General features: G+C 63.6%; 19 protein-coding genes. 16 read left to right on the forward strand and 3 right to left on the reverse strand.

From position 1 onward, the window contains the following. Window positions 1-52: 52 nt before the first annotated feature. Genes ACVOLQ_RS01100 through ACVOLQ_RS01110 form a run of 3 tightly spaced genes read left to right on the forward strand, consistent with a single transcriptional unit; the run spans window position 53 to window position 7,453 of the window. A complete protein-coding gene (locus tag ACVOLQ_RS01100) occupies window positions 53-1,144 on the forward strand; it encodes an NAD-dependent epimerase/dehydratase family protein (protein ID WP_481526767.1) in 1,092 nt (363 codons plus the stop codon). After that, window positions 1,141-2,589 carry a glycosyltransferase family A protein gene (locus ACVOLQ_RS01105; RefSeq protein ID WP_481526768.1) on the forward strand — a complete coding sequence of 483 codons (1,449 nt, stop codon included), beginning with the start codon at window positions 1,141-1,143 and terminating at the stop codon, window positions 2,587-2,589. The genes ACVOLQ_RS01100 and ACVOLQ_RS01105 overlap by 4 nt, the downstream gene beginning before the upstream one ends. Beyond that, window positions 2,582-7,453 (forward strand): glycosyltransferase, encoded by a 4,872-nt coding sequence (locus ACVOLQ_RS01110; protein ID WP_481526769.1) that lies wholly within the window; start codon window positions 2,582-2,584, stop codon window positions 7,451-7,453. The genes ACVOLQ_RS01105 and ACVOLQ_RS01110 overlap by 8 nt, the downstream gene beginning before the upstream one ends. A 65-nt stretch (window positions 7,454-7,518) precedes the next feature. On the opposite strand, the gene ACVOLQ_RS01115 is transcribed toward ACVOLQ_RS01110, so the two are convergent. Beyond that, a complete protein-coding gene (locus tag ACVOLQ_RS01115) occupies window positions 7,519-7,695 on the reverse strand; it encodes a hypothetical protein (protein WP_481526770.1) in 177 nt (58 codons plus the stop codon). Here ACVOLQ_RS01115 and fliE point away from each other — a divergent pair. The 13 genes from fliE to fliP all read left to right on the forward strand — a co-directional run bounded on the left by fliE (window position 7,682) and on the right by fliP (window position 18,170). Then, complete coding sequence (gene fliE, locus ACVOLQ_RS01120; RefSeq protein ID WP_313172133.1) at window positions 7,682-8,038, forward strand: flagellar hook-basal body complex protein FliE; 357 nt, start codon at window positions 7,682-7,684, stop codon at window positions 8,036-8,038. The genes ACVOLQ_RS01115 and fliE overlap by 14 nt on opposite strands. 12 nt (window positions 8,039-8,050) lie before the next feature. Next, the gene (fliF, locus tag ACVOLQ_RS01125; RefSeq protein ID WP_481526771.1) at window positions 8,051-9,694 is read left to right on the forward strand and encodes a flagellar basal-body MS-ring/collar protein FliF; all 1,644 of its coding nucleotides are present in this window, start codon (window positions 8,051-8,053) and stop codon (window positions 9,692-9,694) included. A gap of 10 nt (window positions 9,695-9,704) precedes the next feature. Further along, window positions 9,705-10,691 carry a flagellar motor switch protein FliG gene (gene fliG, locus ACVOLQ_RS01130; RefSeq protein ID WP_062171551.1) on the forward strand — a complete coding sequence of 329 codons (987 nt, stop codon included), beginning with the start codon at window positions 9,705-9,707 and terminating at the stop codon, window positions 10,689-10,691. After that, window positions 10,691-11,329 (forward strand): FliH/SctL family protein, encoded by a 639-nt coding sequence (locus ACVOLQ_RS01135; RefSeq protein WP_481526772.1) that lies wholly within the window; start codon window positions 10,691-10,693, stop codon window positions 11,327-11,329. Before fliG ends, ACVOLQ_RS01135 begins: the two co-directional genes overlap by 1 nt. Next, window positions 11,326-12,711, forward strand: a complete 1,386-nt coding sequence (gene fliI, locus ACVOLQ_RS01140) for a flagellar protein export ATPase FliI (RefSeq protein ID WP_313172138.1) — start codon at window positions 11,326-11,328, stop codon at window positions 12,709-12,711. Before ACVOLQ_RS01135 ends, fliI begins: the two co-directional genes overlap by 4 nt. Continuing rightward, window positions 12,708-13,160: a flagellar export protein FliJ gene (gene fliJ / locus ACVOLQ_RS01145; protein ID WP_481526773.1), complete on the forward strand. Its 453-nt coding sequence runs from the start codon at window positions 12,708-12,710 to the stop codon at window positions 13,158-13,160. The genes fliI and fliJ overlap by 4 nt, the downstream gene beginning before the upstream one ends. Further along, a complete protein-coding gene (locus tag ACVOLQ_RS01150; RefSeq protein WP_481526774.1) occupies window positions 13,157-14,245 on the forward strand; it encodes a flagellar hook-length control protein FliK in 1,089 nt (362 codons plus the stop codon). The genes fliJ and ACVOLQ_RS01150 overlap by 4 nt, the downstream gene beginning before the upstream one ends. A gap of 200 nt (window positions 14,246-14,445) precedes the next feature. After that, window positions 14,446-14,916, forward strand: coding sequence for an REP-associated tyrosine transposase (locus tag ACVOLQ_RS01155; protein ID WP_481526837.1), 471 nt, complete (start codon window positions 14,446-14,448; stop codon window positions 14,914-14,916). A gap of 171 nt (window positions 14,917-15,087) precedes the next feature. Beyond that, window positions 15,088-15,603, forward strand: coding sequence for a flagellar basal body-associated FliL family protein (locus ACVOLQ_RS01160; RefSeq protein WP_313172144.1), 516 nt, complete (start codon window positions 15,088-15,090; stop codon window positions 15,601-15,603). A gap of 9 nt (window positions 15,604-15,612) precedes the next feature. Then, window positions 15,613-16,629, forward strand: coding sequence for a flagellar motor switch protein FliM (gene fliM / locus ACVOLQ_RS01165; RefSeq protein ID WP_313172146.1), 1,017 nt, complete (start codon window positions 15,613-15,615; stop codon window positions 16,627-16,629). Continuing rightward, window positions 16,622-16,969: a flagellar motor switch protein FliN gene (gene fliN / locus ACVOLQ_RS01170; RefSeq protein ID WP_313172148.1), complete on the forward strand. Its 348-nt coding sequence runs from the start codon at window positions 16,622-16,624 to the stop codon at window positions 16,967-16,969. Before fliM ends, fliN begins: the two co-directional genes overlap by 8 nt. Continuing rightward, entirely contained in the window at window positions 16,966-17,373 is a 408-nt protein-coding gene (gene fliO / locus ACVOLQ_RS01175) for a flagellar biosynthetic protein FliO (RefSeq protein ID WP_313172150.1), read from the forward strand. The genes fliN and fliO overlap by 4 nt, the downstream gene beginning before the upstream one ends. Before the next feature lie 62 nt (window positions 17,374-17,435). After that, window positions 17,436-18,170, forward strand: coding sequence for a flagellar type III secretion system pore protein FliP (gene fliP / locus ACVOLQ_RS01180; protein WP_481526838.1), 735 nt, complete (start codon window positions 17,436-17,438; stop codon window positions 18,168-18,170). Window positions 18,171-18,219: 49 nt separating this feature from the next. Here fliP and ACVOLQ_RS01185 read toward each other — a convergent pair whose 3' ends face one another. Then, window positions 18,220-21,309, reverse strand: coding sequence for an error-prone DNA polymerase (locus tag ACVOLQ_RS01185; RefSeq protein WP_481526775.1), 3,090 nt, complete (start codon window positions 21,307-21,309; stop codon window positions 18,220-18,222). Next, window positions 21,306-22,727, reverse strand: a complete 1,422-nt coding sequence (locus ACVOLQ_RS01190) for a Y-family DNA polymerase (protein ID WP_313172156.1) — start codon at window positions 22,725-22,727, stop codon at window positions 21,306-21,308. Before ACVOLQ_RS01190 ends, ACVOLQ_RS01185 begins: the two co-directional genes overlap by 4 nt. Between the last annotated feature and the right edge of the window lies 1 nt (window position 22,728).

The following is a 22,728-nucleotide window of genomic DNA, read 5'->3' on the forward strand; positions in this document are numbered from 1 at the left end:
CGCGCTCACCCCTCCCCGCATCGACGCAATCACCAACCATCCAGACGTTCAGATGACAGCTGCTTCGCCAATGGCTGCTTGTGCAACCGACAGTTTCGACCGCCTCCCGGTCGCGCTGTGGCCACGCCTGCATGCAGTGCTGGACGGCCAGCATCTTCTGCTTACCGGCGGAACCGGTTTCTTCGGGAAATGGCTGCTCGCTCTTCTGCACCGTCTCAATGCTTCCGGCACCCAGGTACACGTCAGCGTGGTATCGCGCGACCCGGGACGATTCCTGGCCGCACACCCTGAGCATCTTGATCAGCCCTGGCTGCACTGGATTGCCAGCGACATCCGCGAGCTGGACGGCCAACACGACCGCCACGTGGACATGGTTCTGCATGCCGCAACGGACACATCCAGCCAGGCCCACGAAAAGCCGCTGGAGATATTCACCAGCATCGTCGATGGCACGCGGCGGGTCCTGGAATACGCGGAAAGGAACCGCGCCCGGCGACTGCTGCTTACCGGCTCCGGTGCGCAGTACGGCGTAATCCCGGAGGGGCAACCGGCCTCGGAATCCTCACCGTTGGCATGCGACAGCCATCTTGCACGGAACATCTACGGCGAATCAAAGCGCATGCAGGAAGCGCTGGCGGCTGTCTACATGCAACAGAGTGCGATTGACGTTGTCATGACGCGCTGCTTCGCCTTTTCCGGTCCCGGCATTGCGCTCGACGGCCATTTCGCGATCGGGAACTTCGTCCGCGACGCCCTGCACGGTAACGGCATTACCCTCAATTCATCCGGACACGCGGTGCGCAGCTATCTGCACGGTGCTGATCTTGCCGTCTGGTTGCTGGTACTGCTCGGCGAAGGTCATGCCGGGCAGGTCTACAACGTTGGATCCGACCTTTCCCTGAGTATTGCCGAGCTCGCCGAGCTGGTACGCCGTCGGCTGGCTCCCGGCACGCCACTGCATATTCTCGGCCGCAGCGATGGCCCCCGCTCCTACTATGTCCCCGCCATCGATGCGGCACGTGCGCTTGGGCTTGCGCCGTGGACCCGCCTGCAAGACTCGATCGACGCAATGGCGGCCTGGGCCAGGGCGGAGGACCATCGCTTCAGTTCCGCTCCGCAGATGCCCTCGATCGCACATCGATGACAATTCCCCTTACCGTCGCCCTGCTTACCTACAACCGTCCGCACTACCTGCAGTTGGCGCTGCGCTCGATCATCGAACAGACCTACACGGACTTCGAACTGCTGGTCATGGACAATGGCAGCACGGACAACACGCCCGAGGTCGTACTCGGGTTCAAGGATGATCGATTGCGTTATGTGCGCAATGCGCCCGGACACCCTGCGAGCTTCAATGGCACCAGTGCCGTGCTCATTGCCCGTGGCAAGCGCTTGCTGATCACGCATGACGACGACATCATGGAAGCGGACATGCTGCAACGGCAGATGGCCATGTTCGATCGCAATCCTGAACTTGCCGCCATCTGGACCAACCAGAGCACGATGGACGAGAACGGCCAGCGTCTACTGGATCACCTCGCCCCACCCGGTCCGGACCGGATCTATGCGCGTGGCGAGTACATCGCCAAAGCCGCCGAAGAGCGCCATTGGCACCCGCCCAGCAGTCTGATATTCACCCCCGGGCTGCTACCGCTGGCATCACTGCACAAGGTATATCGTGGGCTGCCCCTCGGCACAGGCAAGCGTGCGCCCACCGAAGGCAGTGGCGATTACATCATTCCAGCGCAGATGAACCTCAAGGCGCCAGTAGCGTTCCTCAACGCCCCGCTGCTGCGTTATCGCCAGCACGGGGGCCAGGAAACCAATCACGCCGATCTGACCGGCGCCGTGTTGCATGGCTACGTCTCACTGCGCCGCTTTGTCGTACGTACCGACTACAAGCAACAGTATGTGCCCGTGTATGACGCATTGATCGCCCGCTACAAGGCACAGAAGCGGGTAACCGAGATCACCGGCAGCACGCTGCCCATGTCAGCCCTTCGCCAGTTGCAGCGGATGTTCCGGCAAGGCAGCGCAGACCTGGCCGCCAATCCACGCGCCGGTTTCCAGTTGCTGCCGCTTGCCCTTCTGCTGCACCAGCATGCCGCGGCTGGAACGGAGAGTGAGCTTGAGCAGCTGCTTCGGGTCATGCCCGCTGCCGAGCCTGCATTGCAGACATCCATCCACCGGCTCTACCGCTGGGCGGGTATACGCCATCAAGGTGGAAACCTGTTCCGGAACTTCGCGCCGGGCTCGTGCATCGTCATTCTTGGCAGCGTCCTGTTGTCAGCCTTGCTGGTACAGGAGGCACGCCAGGCCGGTGTCCACGTCGTCTGCTGCCTCGATTCCAGTCTTACACGACAGGGCTGCAGTTGGCTGGGCACCACCATCGTCCCACCCAGCTGGCTGGCCGAGAACGACGTGCCGCTCGCGGCAATCGTGCTGAGCTCCGAACGCGACCACGAGGATGAACTCATCCACATGTTGCGTCGCCACGATGCCGAGACGCTGATCGTGTCATGGAAGCAGCTGGTGGAACAGTACGTGCAAGGCAGCGTCGCTGCAGTGTTGGAGATGACTCTTGATTGATTGGACAACCCTACCCGGAGGACGCGTCAGTGGCGCCCCATTGCAGGTCACCCTGCTGGGCTACTGCATCCACAGCGGAACGTGTCATGCACTGTCAGACGAGGACCTGCGCGCACTGAATCAGGCAATACCGCTCGATGCCCTGTGCGAATACGGGGTGGCGAACGGCTTGTACTTCAGTCGGCCAACGACCGAAACGCCGGCCCAGGAAATCAGCACCGCGCTGTTGTTCGCCCAGTCCCGCCCGGGTCGGGCTTCGTTCCAGCTTCAGGCCTCAAGCAGCAAGTACCTCGTTCTGGCGACGGCACATGAGCGCGTACAGCTTACGCAGGAGCAGCTGTTTGCGATCATTTTCGTGCCTGGCGACCATCCTGGCCGCGCGGGAAACGTCGTCACCACCACGCACCATATCGATTTCCGTCTTCATGGTGACAGCGATAGCCAGAACATGGCCCTGGCAGCGATACCCAAGGTCAACGTCGGGGTACATGCCTACTATCACTCGGCGCCATCGTGGATCAATTGGGTCACCACGGCGATCGCCGCAGATGCAGCAGAACGGCGCGGCGAAGGCCCGTTGCTGAGCATCATCATCCCTGCCTACAACTACGGCCGGTTCCTTCGCCAATGCGTGCAGTCTGTCCTGGACCAGGGACTGGAAGACATGGAAGTCCTGGTGCTCGACAACGCATCCAGTGATGACACCGCGACAGTCATGCTGGATTTTTCGGCAGATGCGCGCGTTCGCTACATGCGCAATCCACACAATTATGGCGCCGGATTCAACTGGCTCAATGGCTTGAATCTTGCCCGGGGAACCTACTGCACGTTCCTCTCGGCCGACGACTTCTTCAATCCCGGCCACCTGCAACGACTGATGCCGGTGCTGTGCGCGAACAAGCAGGTAGTTGCCGGCTATACAGGGATCCGCTGGGTCGATGAAAGCGGCGCTACCGTAAACCAGCCCCGCCATCCCGGCTACCGGGCTGCGGACTATGTCGGCGGCCGCAACGAGGTCGCTGACCTGCTGATCCATGACTGCTACATCGCACCTTCAGCAGTGGTCTACCGTACCCGTCAGCTCCGTGACACCTGGCGTCCTTCCAGCACCCATGGCGCCGGCGACTGGGAAATGTCGATCCAGATCGCGGAGAGATTCCCCGACTTCGCCTACATCGATGTTCCTGGCGTCAGCTATCGCTTGCATACCTCGCAGCATTCGAGCCGGTTCTATGCATCCACCAATCCGCTCGAAGACCACTTGACCATTGTCGAAGGCGTCTTCAAGCGCCAAGCCCAGCAGGTGTTGCGTGGGCACGAACGGGCGGTGGCCGAGCATATTGAGCGCCGGCTTACCCTGTATCCTGATCAACGTGCCACCGAACTCGGGGCCCGTGCACGGGCACTGATCGGCCAGTTGGAGCAGCTGGCTGAAGCCAACGCGGCGCCACTCTTCAGCATCGTCCTCACTACCTGGAACCGCCCTGCCCTGCTTGTTGATGCCTTGAACAGCATCAGTGCGCAAAGCCTTCGCGACTTCGAGGTGATCCTGGTGAACGACTGTGGCGAGCCCGTCGAGCACCTGCTTGGCGAGCGTGACTTCCCGCTCAGCTATCTGCAACTGGGCCGCAACGGCGGGCCAGCTGCAGCGCGAAACGCGGCACATCGACTGGCACGCGGGCAATATCTGGTCTATCTCGACGATGACGATCTGTATCAGCCCCAGCACCTGCAGACACTCGCCGATGCGATCCAGCGGCACCCCGGTGAAGTGGTTTACAGCGATGCATGCTTCATTACCGAGCGGATCGAGGGAGCGCATCGTCTCGTCCTGGCCGAAGAGCACCGCTACCCGCACGGAAGCTACTCGCACGAGCGGCTTTCGATAGAAAACTATATCCCGGTCAATACCTTCGCATGGCCGCGCGCGCTTGCTGCAGGCATCGGCGGCTTTGACGAGCACCTGCAAGGACTGGAAGACTGGGATTTCCTGCTGCGTCTGGCAGCACGGGTACCCTTCAACCACGTGCGCCAGCAGACCGCGCAGGTACGGATGCGTGCGGATACCGATGAACGTCGTTCGGTACAGGCCTTCGGGCACTACCCGGCCTTGTACCGGAAGATCTATGCCCGCCATTCGGATCTTGACGCGGAAACCGTGCGCACCGGCCGAGCCGAACGACTGAAGCAGCTTGGTGTCTTGATTGCGCAGACCCCTGAGAGCGTGATTGACAACTGGCGCGTCACGCGGGTGCCCTCGCCTGCCCAGCGCCAGCTGTGCGTGCAGCGTATCGAGCAGTCCGTGGCGCGCCCAAGGCTATGCGTGCTATTGCGGAGTGTGGACGGAAATACTGCAAGCATTCAGCGCAGTATTGCCAGCCTGCACGGCAACGAGGGCATGCCTGAAGCCTTGCGGGTGATCGTTGTCAACGAAAGTACAGTGGCGTCGATATGCCCCAGCGTGGCCTGTGACCAGGTTCAGGTGATTGATTCAACGGCAGTGACTTGGGATGCCTTCCGCAACAGCCTGCTCAATGACCATACCCTGGACTGGCTGCTGATCGCCAACGCCGGTGATGAGTTCACGCCAGGGGGGCTACTGCAACTGCGCCTGCATCTCGCCGCGCAGCCGCAATCACGCGCGGTCTTTGCCGATGGTTGGCAACGCACCAATGACGGCAGCTTGGTGCCGATGTTGCGACCTGATCTCAATCTGGACCTGTTGCTGGCAAACCCGTCGGTCCTGGCCTCGCATTGGGTGTTCAAGTGCCAGGCAGCACGCGACGTCGGCGGCTTCGACCCCGCTGCAGGCGATGCTGCAGAGCTGGGCCTGATCCTGCGCCTTGTCCATGCAGGCGGCTTCGGTGGAATCGAACATCTACCGGAACCTTTGTTGACCAGCACAGCGGGCCGCTTTGACAGCCGCGCCCAGCAGCGGACCATCCTGGCCCATCTGCAGGCACGCGGCTACGCCAATGCCAGCGTGCAAGCCATCGAAGGCGGCTTGCACAGGATCGACTACGGTCATGGCCGGCAGCCTTCTGTTTCGCTGGTAGTGATCGTGTCAAGGGACACGACGCTCAGTGCACTGGAGCGCTGCGTTGTTTCAGTGCTTGAGAAGACCCACTACGCCAACTATCAACTGCTGATGGCAGACAACGGCGCCAACGATGAACTGCGGCGGTGGATGCAACAGGTGGAGTCATTGGCCGCCGACCGCGTGCAAGCCTTCACCTTCGATCCGCCATTGCCACACACCGCTGCCTGCAACCTTGCCGCAGCGCAGGCCAGTGCAGAGTTCCTCCTGTTCCTGCGCCCCGAGGTCGCGGCGCTACAACCGCAGTGGCTGGAGGAACTACTGAATCACGGACTGCGCACGGAGGTTGGCGTGGTCGGGGCAAAGACCGTCTCCGGCGAAGGCAAGGTCACGCATGCGGGACTGGTGCCCGGTCTTCGCGCCAGCGGCGGGCGTGCCTTCGCCGGCGAAGCAATGGACGCACCCGGCTATATGGGCCGGCTGCAGGTGGCCCAGCAGTACACCGCGGTTGCCGACAGCTGCCTGTTGATCAGCAAGGCGCTGTTCAACGAACTGGGCGGTTTCGACCACGCAGCATTCATCGACGAAGGCGCAGACGTCGATCTGTGCCTGCGAGCGCGCATGCAGGGCTATCTCACCGTATGGACACCGTATGCACTGTTGCTGCATTCGAACGAACCGGTTCCGTTGACCGAGACCGCGAACGACGCTTTGCTGGAACGCTGGTTGCCGCAGATCGCAAACGATCCCGCGTACAACCCCAGCCTGCGATTGGACGTGGTTGGTGGTTTCCGGCTTGGCGAATCCGACTTCTCGTGGAAACCCTTGCCCTGGCGGCCAATCCCCCGCGTCCTGGCGCAACCGGCAGATCCCTGGGGCAGCGGCCACTACCGCGTCATCCAGCCATTCGAGGCCCTCAAGTCCGAAGGGCGCATTGAAGGTGCCCTGTACTCAACCCTGCTCGATCCAGTCGAACAGGCACGCATCGATCCGGATGTGGTGATCCTGCAGCGGCGCGTCAGCGATGAGGACCTGCACGGTATCCAACGCATGGGCCGCTATTCGTCCGCATTGAAGATCTACGAGCTGGACGACTACCTGCCCAACCTGCCTGCCAAAAGTGCACATCGCGAGCACATGCCGCGCGATGTGCTGCGCAGCCTGCGCAAGGCGCTTGGGCTGGTGGACCGTTTCGTGGTGTCTACGCCGGCGATGGCCGAGGCGTTTGCCGGCATGCATCCGGATATCCGCATCACCCCCAACCGGCTGCCGGTGGGTTGGTGGAAGCAGCTGCCCATCGTTCGTCGCGAAAACGGTGCACGACCACGCGTGGGCTGGGCTGGCGGATTGGGTCATACCGGCGATCTGGAGATGATTGCTGATGTCGTCAGTGAATTGGCGCAGGAGGTGGATTGGGTGTTCTTCGGCATGTGCCCGGATCGCCTGCGTCCCTATGTCGCCGAGTTTCATCCAGGGGTGGATATCGCGCTCTATCCACGCGCCCTGGCGTCACTGCAGCTTGATCTGGCAATCGCACCGCTGGAAGACAATCCTTTCAACGCCTGCAAGAGCAATCTGCGCCTGTTGGAATATGGCGCCTGCGCGGTGCCGGTGATCTGCAGCGATGTTGGTCCCTACCGGGACCCTGCCCTGCCCGTCAGCCGCGTACGTAACCGCCATCGCGAATGGGTCGGCGCCATCCGCGACCACCTCGCCGACGCCGCGGCCCGCCGCAACGCCGGTGATGCATTGAAGACCATCGTCCACCGCAACTGGATGCTGGAAGGCGCTGGTCTGGATGATTGGCGTGCAGCCTGGCTGCCTTGATCCGGAACGCATCTCCAACCTGTTCGACGGCCGCCGGTTGTCCGGCGGCCGGTTCCAATTGGGGCTCAGAACCCCCACCCGTCCTGAAAACCCGTCGGCAGCGTCAGATTTCCGACACCCAACACGTGCAGCACGACGTATTCACGAACATCAAAGCCTTCACGGTTCCGGCACGCAACTTGCAGCTGTCCCATCAGCTCTCCCACACGTTGCCCGGAAACCCGCACGATGTCCCACTCCATCACCTCTGTTCTCTCCCAGATCCGCACGCTGCAGAACCAGGTGGGGCAAGCCGCTCCCCAGGGTGACCTGCCGCGCAGCAACGCGATCCAGGGGTTGGCCGAAGGCAATGCCGTTGCAGCTCCTTCGTTCAGTCAGACCTTGCAGGGCGCCATCCAGGGCGTCAACGAGGCCCAGCAGAAGTCCGGGCAGCTCGCCGCTGCCTTCGAGCGCGGCGATGCCAATGCCGATCTGGCCAAGGTCATGGTCGCCTCCCAACAGTCCTCGCTGGCGTTCCGCGCCACCGTGGAAGTCCGTAACCGTCTCGTCCAGGCTTACCAGGACGTGATGAACATGCCGCTGTAAGGATCCGCACGCATGGCACTCGCGCTGTCCAGAGAATCACTGAATCCGGAACGGGCTGGGGCCTGGTTCGATCGTCTGCAGAGCCTGCAGATCACCCGCCGCCTGGGCCTGATGGCGATGATCACGGTTGCCGTCGCAGCCGGTTTGTTCGTGTTCTTCTGGGCGCAGAAGCCGCAGATGATGCCGCTGTACACCGGGTTGGACCAGAAGGCGACAGCCGAGGCCACCGATCTGTTGCGTTCGGCGCAGATTCCGTTCGAGCTGGACGCCGCCACCGGCGCGATCAGCGTGCCGGAGAAGAACGTGCACGATGCACGCCTGAAGCTGGCCGGCTCCGGCCTGACCGAAAGCGGCCGCCTCGGCTTTGAGATGATGGAACGCGATCCCGGCTTCGGCGTCAGCCAGTTCGTCGAGAACGCACGCTACCAGCACGCATTGGAAACCGAGCTGGTACGCACCATCAGCAGCCTGCGTCCGGTCCGCGATGCGCGCGTGCACCTGGCCATCCCCAAACCCAGCGCATTCACCCGCCAACGCGACGTCGCCAGTGCCTCGGTGGTGCTGGAATTGCGAGGCGGCCAGCAGCTGGAACGCAACCAGGTAGACGCCATCGTGCATATGGTGGCCTCCAGCATCCCGGATCTGGCGCCGGAGCGCGTGACCGTGGTCGACCAGAGCGGTCGCATGCTTACCATCGCCGACCCGAACAGCGAAGCCGCACTCAACGCTGCCCAGTTCGACCAGGTGCGGCGTCTGGAGGGTTCGTACAACCAGCGCATCCGGGAACTGCTGGAGCCGATGACCGGCGCTGGCCGCGTCAACCCGGAAGTCAGCGTCGACATGGATTTCTCGGTCACCGAGGAGGCGCGCGAGCTGTACAACGCCGAGCCGCAGAAGGTCCGCAGCGAGCAGATCAGCGAGAACACCACCACCAGCGCGGGCCCGCAGGGCATCCCCGGTGCCACCAGCAACACCCCGCCCGGGCCGGCCGCCGCTCCACCGGCAACCGCAGCGACGCCAACCGAAACCTCCAAGAACGCAACCCGCAACTACGAACTGGACCGCACCCTGCAGCACACCCGTCAGCCGCCGGGCCGGGTCAATCGGGTCTCGGTCGCGGTGCTGGTTGACCACGTGCCGCGTGCCGGCAGCAACGGCAAGCTCAGCGATCAGCCACTGAGCGCCGCCGAATTGACCCGCGTCGAAGCACTGGTCAAGCAGGCCGTGGGCTTCAACGCCGAGCGCGGCGACACCGTGTCGGTGATGAATGCACCGTTCGTGCGTGAATCCATACCGGTCGAAGCCCCGAAATGGTGGGAGAACCCACAGGTGCGTGATGCACTGCGTCTGGTCCTTGGCGCCATCGTGGTGCTGGCCTTGCTGTTCGGCGTACTGCGCCCGGCCCTGCGCCAGATCACCGGCACGCCCAAGGCCCTGCCCGGCGCGGAAGATCCGCTGAGCGCCGACGTGCAGGTACTGGACGATGGCACCGAAATGCCGGCGCTCGCCGCCGACCGTCTGCACCTGGATGGCACGCCGGCGCTGGCCCTGCCAGTGGATGCATACGAGGAACGCCTGCGCATGGCCCGTGAAGCAGTGAAGACCGACTCCAAGCGGGTTGCCCAGGTAGTGAAGGGATGGGTGTCAAATGACTGATGCAATGCCGATGACCGGCGTGCAACGTGCCGCCGTACTGCTGCTGTCGCTCGGCGAGACCGATGCGGCCGAAGTACTGCGTCACATGGAACCGAAGGAAGTGCAGAAGATCGGCATCGCCATGGCCACGCTCAGCGACGTCACCCGCGAGCAGGTGCAGCAGGTGATGGATGATTTCGGCGCCGAGCTGGGCAACAAGACCTCGCTGAGCGTTGGCTCGGACGACTACATCCGCAACATGCTGGTGCAGGCGCTGGGCAATGAGAAAGCCAGCAACCTGATCGATCGCATCCTGCTCGGTCGCAACACGACCGGCCTGGATGCATTGAAGTGGATGGACCCGCGCGCGGTCGCTGATCTGGTACGCAACGAGCATCCGCAGATCATCGCCATCGTCATGGCCCACCTGGAAACCGACCAGGCCGCCGAAGCGCTGAAGCTGCTGCCCGAGCGCACCCGCGTCGACGTGCTGCTGCGTATCGCCACCCTCGACGGTATCCCGCCGAATGCCTTGAACGAACTCAACGAGATCATGGAACGCCAGTTCGCCGGCAACCAGAACCTGAAGTCGTCGAACATTGGCGGCGTGCAGTGCGCTGCCAACATCCTCAACTTCATGGACGGCGGCCAGGACCAGGCCATCCTCACCGAGATCGCCCGCATCGATTCGCCGCTGGGCAGCCGGATCCAGGACCTGATGTTCGTGTTCGACGACCTGGTGGATCTGGACGACCGCGAGATGCAGCTGGTGCTACGCGAGGTCAGCGGTGAACGCCTGGGCCTTGCCCTGCGTGGTGCCGACATCAAGGTGCGCGACAAGATCACCCGCAACATGTCCCAGCGCGCCGCCGAGATCCTGCTCGAAGACATGGAAGCACGCGGCCCGGTGCGCTTGTCCGATGTGGAAGGCGCGCAGCGCGAAATCCTCGCCATCGTCAAGCGCATGGGCGATGAAGGCACCATCACCCTCGGCGGCGCCGCGGAGGCCATGCTGTGATGAACGCCGTGCGCTGGCACGCCCCGGATCTCAACGCCCCGATGGTTCCACCGTCGGCGGATGACATCGATCTGGATGCCCTGGAAACCATCGTTGCCGAGCCGGCGCCGCCGCCGTTGCAGCTGCCTACCCTCGAGGAGCTCCAGACGATCCGTGACGCCGCACAGGAAGAAGGCTTCCAGCAAGGCCACGCCGACGGATACGCACAGGGCCAGGCCGAAGTACGGCGCCTGACCGCACAGATCGAAGGCATCCTCGACAATTTCAGCCGGCCGCTGGTGCGCTTGGAGAATGAAGTGGTCGGCGCGCTCGGGGAACTGTCGGTACGCATTGCCGGCGCCCTGATCAGCCGCGCCTACGAGGCTGATCCTTCCCTGCTGAAGGATCTGATCGACGAAGCATTGGATACGGTCAGCGGCACCAACCGCGATGTCGAGGTTCGGCTGCATCCGGACGACATCGCGGCGATCAGCAACCTGCTGAGCCTGCCTCCCGGCCAGCGCCTGGTGCCCGACCACAGCCTCAGCCGTGGCGACCTGCGCGTGCACGCCGAAGCGGTACGCGTCGATGGCACCCTGGATGCCCGCCTGCGCGCGGCATTGGCCACCGTGCTGCGTCGCGCAGGTGCTGCACAATGAATACCTCGCCTTCGCCCGCCCCCGCCGACTGGGCAGCCGCACGCAACCTGCGCTTGGCGGCACGTCTGGACGGCATCGCGCTGGACGCAAGCGGCGGCCACGGTCTGGTCCGTGAAGGGATCCTGCGTCGTGCCGTTGGCCTCACCCTGGAAGCCGTCGGGTGCGAGGCACCAATGGGCGCCAGCTGCAAGGTCGAGATCATCGATGGCGGCTGGGTGGATGCCGAGGTGGTCGGCTTCTCGGGCGACCGTACCTATCTGATGCCCAGCGCCGAATTGCATGGCCTGCTGCCCAATGCGCGCGTCGTGCCCTCCTACCGCCGTGGTGGCGTTGAGGTCGGCGAAGGCCTGCTGGGCCGGGTCATCGACTCCGATGGCATCCCGCTCGACGGCAAGGGCCCAATCCGCGCCGAGGGCAATGTCAGCATGGCTGGTGTCGCGATCAACCCGCTGGCACGTGAGCCGATCACCCAGCCACTGGACGTCGGCGTGCGCGCGATCAACGCGCTGCTGCCGATTGGCCGCGGCCAGCGTGTGGGCCTGTTTGCCGGCTCCGGTGTCGGCAAGTCGACACTGCTCGGCATGATGACCCGCTTCACCGCCGCCGATGTGATCGTGGTCGGCCTGATCGGTGAACGTGGCCGCGAAGTACGCGATTTCGTCGAATCCACCCTGGGCGAGGAAGGCCTGCGCCGCGCCGTGGTCGTCGCCAGCCCGGCCGACCGACCGCCGCTGGCACGCCTGCATGGTGCCTATCGTGCCACCGCCATCGCCGAATGGTTCCGCGACCAGGGGCTGAACGTGCTGCTGCTGATGGATTCGCTGACCCGCTTCGCCCAGGCCCAGCGCGAGATCGGCCTGTCGGTCGGCGAACCGCCCACGACCCGCGGCTACCCACCGTCGGTATTCGCCAAGCTGCCTGCCCTGGTCGAACGTGCCGGCAATGGTGCCAAAGGCCGCGGCTCGATCACCGCGTTCTATACCGTACTGACCGAAGGCGACGATCCGCAGGACCCGATTGCCGACGCCGCCCGGGCGATTCTGGACGGCCACATCCTGCTGTCACGCCGTGTCGCCGACAGCGGCCTGTACCCGGCCATCGATGTCGAATCCTCGGTCAGCCGCGTGGTCCAGGACATCGCCGACGACGTCTGGCGCGCGCGCATCCGCAAGCTCAAGCAACTGGTATCGGCCTATACGGCCAACCGCGACCTGATCGCCATCGGCGCCTATCAACGCGGCAACGATCCGCTCACCGACGAAGCACTGGATCGGTGGCCGGAGATCATGGAATTCCTTGGCCAGGACGTGCACAACGCCGCCGACCTGGGCCACAGCCTGAACGCATTGCACCAACTGGTAGATAGTGAGACGCCCGCATGAGCCCTAGCCGCCGCCTGGATCCGCTGCTGCGCCGCGCGCAGGACCGCGAAGATGAAGTCGCCAAAGCCCTGGCCGAACGCCAGCAGGCCTTGGACGTGCACCAATCGCGGCTGTCCGAGTTGCGCCAGTACGCCGAGGAATACGCCAACGCGCAGCTGGCCACCACCAGTGCCGCGCAGCTGCTCAACCGCCGCGCCTTCCTCGACCGCCTCGACAACGCGGTCGAAGCGCAGAGCAAGACCGTGGACAGCAACCAGGAACGTGTCGATGCCGAGCGCGCGCGCTTGTTGTTGGCCAGTCGCGACAAGGCCGTGTTGGAACAGCTGGCTGCCAGCTACCGCGCCCAGGAGAAGCAGGTCGCCGACCGCCGCGACCAGCGCGAGATGGACGACATCGGTGCCCGCCGTGCGCGCCTGAAGCGGACCGAAGGCGAAGGAGAAAGCCAGTGAACGTCCTCTCTTCGGCACCTCCCCCTGCCAGCAGCATCGATGTCGGCAGCAATGCACGTGGCAGTTCTACCGACAAGACCGCGGAGAGCGGCTTTGACGCAATGCTCAACAGCAAGCCAGCGACGCAGAAATCCGCCGCCAGCAAGCCAGCCAGCACTGCCCCCAAGCCTGCCAATGAACCGAAAGGTGAGGACGGCGCCAGCGAGGCGACCGCGCCACAGCGCCCCGCTACCGACAGCGCTGCCAGCACCGGCGACAAGCCGGATCAGCAGCCAGCGGCAGAGGATGCACCGTGGCCACCATTTGGGCTGTCGGCAATCGTTACCCAAGCTGCGGAGCCCCCAGTGCAGGCATCGGCAGCCTTGGCCGCGGCGGCCAATCAGCAGGGGTCAGCACAGCCTTCGGCCAATCCACCCTTGTCGCTGTCTCCTGCCCTGGCAGCTGCTCCCGCCGCTGACGGCGCTAATCCGGCAACCCTCAACGCCGACGATGCTGCCGCAGAGTTGAGCTTGCCCTTGGCCAGTTTGCCCACCAACGACGATGCCAGCACCCTCAATCTCGACGTCGATGCGCCGGCGCCGACCGCGTTCGCGTCCCTGCTGCACGGCAATCAGGCACTACAGGAGGTCCGTGCAAGCGCCCCGGCCAGCAGCATCAGCGCGCCCACACCTACCCCCGACCTGAATTCTGGTGACTTTGACGAAGCCATCGGCGCCCGCGTCGGTTGGTTGGCGGAGCAGAAGATCGGCCACGCCCATATCCGTATCAATCCGGAGAACATGGGTCAGATCGACGTGAAGCTGCAACTGGACGGTGACCGTGTCCATGCCAGCTTCAGTAGTGCCCATGCCGATGTTCGTCACGCCCTGGAAAGCAGCCTGCCGCGCCTGCGCGAAATGCTGGGCGAACAGGGCCTGCAACTGAGCCACGCCGATGTAGGCCAGCAATCCACGCCACAACAGCAGGGCGACAAGGCCGAGAGTGGCAGCGGCTTGGCAACCGGCAACCAACGGGAAGGCACCGACGTGCCAGTCACCACCGGCCACAACCTGCGTATGCGCGGCCTGCTGGATGCGTATGCCTGAGGTCACTCCGTTGTGGGAGTGGTGTAAACGACGGAGCTGATGATCTGAAACGCTCGCTGCTTCGCGGCTGACGCCGCTCCCACAAGGCTGACTACTTTTGTGGGAGCGGTGTAAACCGCGAAGCTGATGATCCATCCGCCCATCTACAAACGATCACTGTGCTGACAGCACTTGGGAAGCCGCAGCGCCATCCTGCGTTGATGGCGCTTCCAGCAATCAACCCAAAGCCAGGATCCAAAACCCTCCGCACAGGCCGGATATCCCTACCCGGCCACGCATATCTGGTCACCTTCACAACGCTAGCTCGCCAGCCGCTTTTTCTGGACTTCCAACTGGCCTCGCGCATAGCTCAAGCCTTGTACCACCCTCTGCTCTGGCGTGACGCACGATTATTGACTTGGATACTGATGCCAGACCATTGGCATGGCCTGGTACAGCTGGGTGCCTGTACCACTCTCAGCTCATTGGTGCGGCGCATAAAATCCAATACGGCACGCGGCTTGCCAGAATCAATCAGCCGCCCCGTTTGGTCACCGGGTTTTCATGACCGGGCCATTCGCAAGGATCGGGACCTGAAGGCGACAGCCCGCTACATCATCATGAATCCGGTCAGGGCCGGGCTTGTGAGCTCTCCGCGCTTCTACCCGTACTGGAATGCTATATGGCTCTAAGCCCAGCTTTTGTGGGAGCGGTGTAAACCGCGAAGCTGGCGATCTGTCGGATGGTCAGCTTCGCGGTTTACACCGCTCCTACAAGAACCCAACCACGCGTCAATAGACCGTCACCCCCTCCTCCGGCACAGCCCTTGCATCTGACTGGGCAGCAATCCTGAGGAGCTCCACGTGGCCGTTGCCGCAGATAAAAACCGCAAAGCTGAACCCACCAAGGAAGCGGCAAGCAAACCGAAGCGCTCGTTGTTGGTGCCCGCCCTGATCGCCGTGTTTGCTGCTGCCGCAGCCGGCGGCGGCGTCTGGTACTTCACCCAGGGCAAGGCCCAGGCCGAAGCCAGCAAGGAGGCCAAACCCAAGACCCCGGCACCGGCCCAGTACTTCGCCCTGGACCCGGCCTTCGTGGTCAACCTCAGCGGCCCGATCGACGGCCCGCGCTACCTGCAGGTTGAAGTGCAGTTGATGACCCGCGACCCGCTGGCACTGGCTGCCCTGCAGACGCATGCACCGGCGATCCGCGCCAAATTGCTGATGCTGTTCTCGCAGGTCGAGCCAACCCAGATCGCCGACCGCGCCGGCAAGGAAAAGCTGCAGGCCTCGGCGCTGGCCGAAGTACAGAAGCTGATGAAGGCCGAAACCGGCCAGAACAGTGCCGACGAATTGTTGTTCACCAGCTTTGTGACCCAGTAAGGCGCCACGATGAGCATCAACGACCTGCTGTCCCAAGACGAGATCGACGCCCTGCTGCATGGCGTCGATTCCGGCTCGGTCAATACCGCAGAGCCGGAGGCGGCGCCGGGCGAAGCGCGTTCGTACGACTTCGCCAGTCAGGACCGCATCATCCGTGGGCGCATGCCGACCCTGGAAATGGTCAACGAGCGCTTTGCACGTTTGTGGCGCATCGGCCTGTTCAACCTGATCCGGCGCTCGGCCGAGCTGTCGGTGCGCGGGATCGAACTGGTCAAGTTCGGCGACTACCTGCATTCACTGTATGTGCCGACCAACCTCAACCTGATCCGCTTCAAGCCCTTGCGTGGCACCGGCCTGATCGTGTTCGAGCCGACCCTGGTTTTCGCCATTGTCGACAACTTCTTCGGCGGTGACGGACGCTATCCGACCCGCATCGAGGGCCGCGAATTCACCGCGACCGAAATGCGCGTGATCCAGCTGATGCTCAAGCAGACCTTCACTGATCTGCGCGAGGCCTGGGGCCCGGTGATGAACGTCGATTTCGATTACATCAACTCCGAGATCAACCCGCACTTCGCCAACATCGTCAGCCCACGCGAGTACGTGGTGGTCAGCCGCTTCCACGTTGAACTGGACAGTGGCGGTGGCGACATCCACATCACCTTGCCGTACTCGATGCTGGAACCGATCCGCGAACTGCTGGATGCCGGCATCCAGAGCGACCGCAACGACCGCGACGAAAGCTGGGCCATCATGCTGCGCGAGCAGCTGGATACCGCCGAGGTGGAGCTGTCCAGCGTGCTGGCCAAGCGCCGCATGAGCCTGCGCGAACTGACCAAGCTGAAGATCGGCGACGTGCTGCCGATCGAAATGCCCAAGCAGGTGCCGCTGTGCGTTGAAGGCATCCCGGTTTTCACCGGCGAGTTTGGTGTGTCCAACGAACGCAACGCCATCAAGATCACTGCTACCCATCCTCCGGGAAAGCGCCCCAGCGTCCCCGTGATTCAGGAAAACACCGATGAATGACAACCACTCCCCCGAAACTGAAAACGGCGCAACGCCGGCCCAGTTCAGCAATCTGCAGGCCGACAACAGCATCAACACCGATCTGGACCTGGACGTCATCCTCGACGTACCGGTGACCTTGTCGCTGGAAGTCGGTCGCGCGCGCCTGCCGATCCGCAACCTGCTGCAGCTCAACCAGGGCTCGGTGGTGGAACTGGAGCGCGGTGCCGGCGAATCGCTGGACGTATTCGTCAATGGCACGCTGATCGCGCACGGTGAAGTCGTCGTCATCAATGACCGCTTCGGCGTGCGCCTGACCGACGTGGTCAGCCCCAGCGAGCGCATCCGGAGACTGCGTTGATCGCATTGCTCGCCTATGCCGCACCGGCCGCCAAGGCGGCGACGCCGGTCGGCCAGCACGCGGCCAGCGCGCCCGGTCTGTTCGGCGCGTTCTTTACCCTGCTGCTGGTGCTGGGCCTGATCATCGGCCTGGGCTGGCTGCTCAAGCGCATGCCTGGCGGCGGGTTTCGCCCAGCCGAGGGCCTGAAAGTGGTCGCCAGCATCAATGTCGGTGCCAAGGAGCGCGTGGTGGTGGTGGATGTCAACGGCCAGCAGCTGCTGCTCGGCATCACCGCCGGCGGCATCAGCACCTTGCACCAGCTTCCCGAACCGCTGCCGCAGGCGCCTGCTCCCAGCCTGCCCAATCTCAAACAACTACCGAATTTCGCCCAGCTGCTGGCACAGAAGCTGCGCAAGGACTCCTGAACATGTCGGGCCAAGGTTTCAGTTCACGTGGTTTCAATTCCCGCCACTTCTGGCAGCTGCTGATGGTGCTGGCGATGCTGGCACTGCCGCTGTTCGCCTGGGCTGCACCTGGCCCGCAGGTGCCGGCGCTGCCGGACGTCAACGTCGGCAAGATCGGTGGCGCACCGGTCAGCCTGCCGCTGCAGACCTTGCTGCTGATGACGGCAATCACCTTGCTGCCGTCGATGCTGCTGGTGCTTACCGCCTTCACCCGCATCATCATCGTGCTCGGCCTGCTGCGGCAGGCGCTGGGCACCGGGCAGACGCCGTCCAACCAGATCCTGTTGGGCCTGGCTTTGTTCCTGACCGCGATGATCATGATGCCGGTCTGGGACAAGTCGTGGTCGACCGGCATGGCACCGTATCTTGATGGTCAGATCGACTTCCAGACCGCCTGGCAGCTGACCACCGCACCACTGCGCGCCTTCATGCTGGCGCAGGTCCGCGAGACCGATCTGATGACCTTCGCCGGCCTCGCCGGACACGGCCCCTACGCCAGCCCGGATGCGATCCCGTTCCCGGTACTCGTCGCTTCCTTCGTCACCAGCGAGCTGAAGACCGCCTTCGAAATCGGCTTCCTGATCTTCATCCCGTTCGTCATCATCGATCTGGTGGTATCCAGCGTACTGATGTCGATGGGCATGATGATGCTGTCACCGATGCTGGTCTCGGCCCCATTCAAGATCTTGCTGTTCGTTCTGGTGGACGGCTGGGTACTGGTGGTTGGCACCTTGGCAGCCAGCTTCAACGCGGTGTGATCCGGCACTGGATGCCGAGCATGTTGCCAGCGCTGTTTTCCGCGCTGGCTCAATGGAAATCACGGCTGCGAACGTCCAGGCTGCCCAATAGCGGCGACAGATCATCCAGACGGCGTGCGATCAGATGACGCACGCCGTTTTCGGCTTCCAGCCGTCCACTGACCTGCAGCAGCCGTGATTCCAGGAACACCTGCCGCTGCCGCTCGGCCAGCTGCCGCCAGACCACCACATTGATCTGGCCGAACTCATCTTCCAACGTGATGAAGGTGACGCCGCTGGCAGTTGCCGGCCGCTGCCGGCCGCGCACCAACCCGGCCACCAGCACATTGCCGGTACTGCGCATGCTTTCCAGCTCCCTGGAACTGCGGCAACGGCGCGCGCTCAGCTGTCGTCGCAGACGGGCCAGCGGATGCAGCTCCAGCGTGGTTCCCAGCAGAGCGTAATCCGCGTTCAGATCCTCGCCGACACTGGGCATCGGCAAGGCGACGTCAGCCTCGGCGGTCGCCGGCTGATCATCAAACAGCGGTCGCTGGGCCTCGACACCGGCAATCGCCCAGCGCGCCCGATGGCGGTTACCGACCATGCCACGCAAGGCGCCGGCATCGGCCAGCAAGGCCCGTGCACGCGCATCCAGGTCGGCCCGCCGGCACAGATCGGCGATATCGGTAAACACCGCCTGCGCCCTCGCCTGTTCGATCCGCAATGCGTCTTCCGCATTGAAACCGCGCACCAGGCAAAAGCCCAGGCGGATCGCCAATCGCTCACTGTCGCGTTCCCATTCCAGCGAGCACTCCCAGCCGCTGTAACGCACATCCAGCGGCCGCGTTGCCACGCCATGCCGGCGCACGTCCTGCAGCAGCTGGTCCGGGCTGTAGAAACCCATCGGCTGGCTGTTGAGCAGTGCGCAGGTGAACTCGGCTGGATGGTGGCATTTCAGCCAACTGCTGGCATAGGCGATCAACGCGAAGCTGGCCGCATGGCTTTCTGGAAAACCATAGCTGCCGAAGCCCTTGATCTGCTCGAAGATGCGCTCGGCGAACGCCAGCGGATAGCCGCGCTCCAGCATCCCTTCGGTGAGTTTAAGCCGATGCGGCTCCAGCCCACCGTGGCGTTTCCAAGCTGCCATCGAACGACGCAGACCATCGGCTTCGCTGGCGTTGTAGCCCGCCGCCACCATCGCGATCTGCATTACCTGTTCCTGGAAAAGCGGCACGCCCAAGGTGCGTTCAAGCACCGCTTCCAATGCTCTGGAGGGATAGCTGATCAGCTCCTCCTTCCTACGCCGACGCAGGTATGGATGCACCATGTCGCCCTGGATCGGCCCGGGACGTACGATGGCGACCTCGATCACCAGATCGTAGAAGGTGCGAGGTTGCAACCTGCGCAGCATCGCCATCTGCGCTCGGGATTCGATCTGGAACACACCGATGGTATCGGCGCGACTGATCATCTCGTAGGTGTCACCGCACTCCTGCGGAATCGTCGCCAGGGTGAAATGCAGACCACGATAGCGTTGAATCAGATCGAAGCAACGGCGCACCGCGGTGAGCATGCCCAAGGCCAATACATCGACCTTCATCAGTCCCAGCGCTTCCAGGTCATCCTTGTCCCACTGGATGACGGTACGCGCCTCCATCGCGGCGTTTTCCACCGGCACCATGCTGTGTAGGGCACGCTCGGAAATGACGAAACCGCCTGGATGCTGTGAAAGGTAATGCGGGAAATCGATCAGCTCGTTGGCCAGTATCAGGATGCGTCGCAACAACGGGCTGTCCGGGTCGAAGCCGTGTTCGCGCAGGCGTTCGGCATCGGGAATGCTGTCCGACCAATGGCCGACGCAGGAGGTCAGCTGGGTGATCACGTCGCCGGGCATGCCGAGTACCCGCGCCACATCACGCAGGGCGCCGCGCCCACCGTACTGTGTCGCCACGGCAGCCAAGGCAGCGCGTTCACGGCCATAGCGTGAGAACACGTACTGGATGACTTCCTCGCGTCGTTCGTGCTCGAAATCCACGTCGATATCGGGTGGCTCATCGCGGTCATCCGAGATGAAGCGTTCGAACAGCAGATGGCTGTGCGAAGGATCAAGTTCGGTGATGCCCAACACGAAGCACACTACCGAATTGGCCGCCGAGCCGCGGCCCTGGCAGAGGATGCCGATGCTGCGTGCATAGGCCACCAGATCATGCACGGTGAGGAAGTACGAGGCGTACTTCTTCTTGGCGATCAGGCCCAGTTCTTTCTCGATCAGGGCCTGTGCCTGCGGCGGAGTACCGTCCGGCCAACGCTTGCCCGCACCACGCGTCACCAGCTCCGCCAGCCAGCGCTGCGCGGTGTAACCGGCGGGTACCACCTCGCTGGGATACAGATAGTCGACGGCTTCTTTCAGATCAAACCCGGCGCAGCGTTCGGCGATGCACAGCGTCTGCTGCAACAACTCGGCGGGATAGATCGCCTGCAACGCCTGCAGCGGACGCAGATGCCGCTCGCCATTGGCGAACAGCCGCTGCCCGGCCTCGGCAACGGTGACGCGGTGGCGGATAGCCGTCATCACATCCTGCAAAGCCCGGCGTCCACGCGCATGCATATGCACATCGCCGGCGGCCACCAAGGGCAGCTGCAGCTGCGCACCCAATGCCTGCAACTGCTGCAGACGCGCCTCATCATCGGCACCGTGGTGCAGTTCCACTGCAATCCAGCAGCGCTGCGGAAACCATTCGCGCAACTGCATGCCCTCGGCAGATTCCGGTTGTGCCGCAGGCAGCCACAAGGCCAGCAGGCCGCTGCGATCAATCGACGCCAGGTCCTCGGCCAACAGCCGGTATTCGCCCTTCTCCGCCCGCCGCCTTGCCTGTGTTATCAGCCAGCACAGCGCTTGGTAACCTGCGGCGTCTTCCACCAGCAACACCAGCTTGGCGCCGTTTTCCAGTTGAATTTCGCTGCCGACAATCAGCTGCAAGCCGGTTTCCCTGGACGCGCGCCAGGCGCGCACGATGCCGGCCAGCGTGCATTCGTCGGTGATGGCCAAGGCCTGGTAGCCATGCGCCTTGGCCCGCGCGAACAATTCATCCGCGGTCGATGCACCGCGTTGGAAGCTGAAGGCAGACAGGCAATGCAGTTCGGCATAAGCGCCATTCATGCGAACCAGCCCTGCAGCATGAAGCCGCCCTCGCTGCCCACCTCACGCCAGGCCCATGCCTGCTGGCCAAAACGGGTGCTGACCCGGTAGTAATCACGACGCACATCATCGCCGTCCCACCAGCCACTCTCGATCCGTTCTGGCGCCGACAGCAATTCCGGGCTTGCCCCCGGCCAAGGCTGTGGCGTGCGCAGCAACCAACCGGGACGTACGGGTGACGGCAGGCTGTTGCTTGTTGAACCTGCAGCTGGAGCCGCCTCGCCACGCCAGGCATATTCGGGGCGATGGTCGGCATGCACGCGTAGCCCGTGCACGGATTGATCGCCCAGACGCGCGCGCAGGCGTTCGCGCAGCTGTTCCCACGGCATGCTCTGCTGCGGACGGGTATCGAACAGCTCGCGGTGTTCCGGCACAAACGCCGGCAACTGATCGGCACGAAGGCCAAACTGACGCACCGGTGCCGGTATCTTTGCCTGCTCCAAACGGCTACGTGCGATCTCGAACAACAGGCTGGCATCACGCTCGGCCGCGAGCAGGCCGATCTCCAGTGTGGTGGTCGGCCGGTCCTCGTGCTCCAGCAACAGCGCAAAACGCTGCACGCTGCCGTCACGGCCGGCAAGAAACGCGGCAAGGTCCGAAGTCAGGCGTCGCAACGGGAACAGCAGGGCCTGCGAGGATTCCACTTCATAGCCCAGCTCGATGCGCAGTTCGAACACATCCGGCGGCTGATATGGCTGCAATACAAAGGCCCGCTCGCCGAGCAAGGCATCCAGCTGCCGCAGTACATCCGGCGCAAAGCGACGGTTGATGCTGGCCCGTGGCAAGCCCTGCAATTGCTTGACAGTGCGGATGCCCATGCGCGCGAACGCCGCCGAGGCACTGCCACCAAAGCCAGCCCGCGCCACCGGCAATTGCCCGAGCAGTGCCGCCAGCCCGGCCTCATCCACGCTCAGGCCATCGCGCGCATTGGCCAATGCGCGTGCAGCTACCGGATTGGGCGCCAATGCGATGCGGTGACGGAAGCCCAAGGCGTCCAACTCCTGCCGCAGGCGCGCCTCGAATTTCGGCCACGGCCCGAACAGCGCCAGGCTGTGCTCGATTTCGATGATCAGCGATTGCGCATATTGCAGGCTTACCTGCGAACTGAATTGATACGCCCAGGCCGCGAGGAAACGATGCCATTCCGACTGTGCATCCGGCTCATACGGGTGTATCTCAAATCCGGTTGCCAGTGCCTGTGCCGTCACCAGTGACTGCCCTGGCTTCAGGCCCAGCGCAGCCGCCGCCGGATTGACCGCATGCAACACCCGCCGCTGGCTGGGCCCGCTGATCAGTACACGCGCAGCCTCCGGCTCGGCGCAGCCACGCAGCACACCGTCCATGGCCAGATGCGGCAATAGAATGCAGGCCCAACGCATG

Source organism: Stenotrophomonas sp. STEN031 (assembly GCF_056759975.1).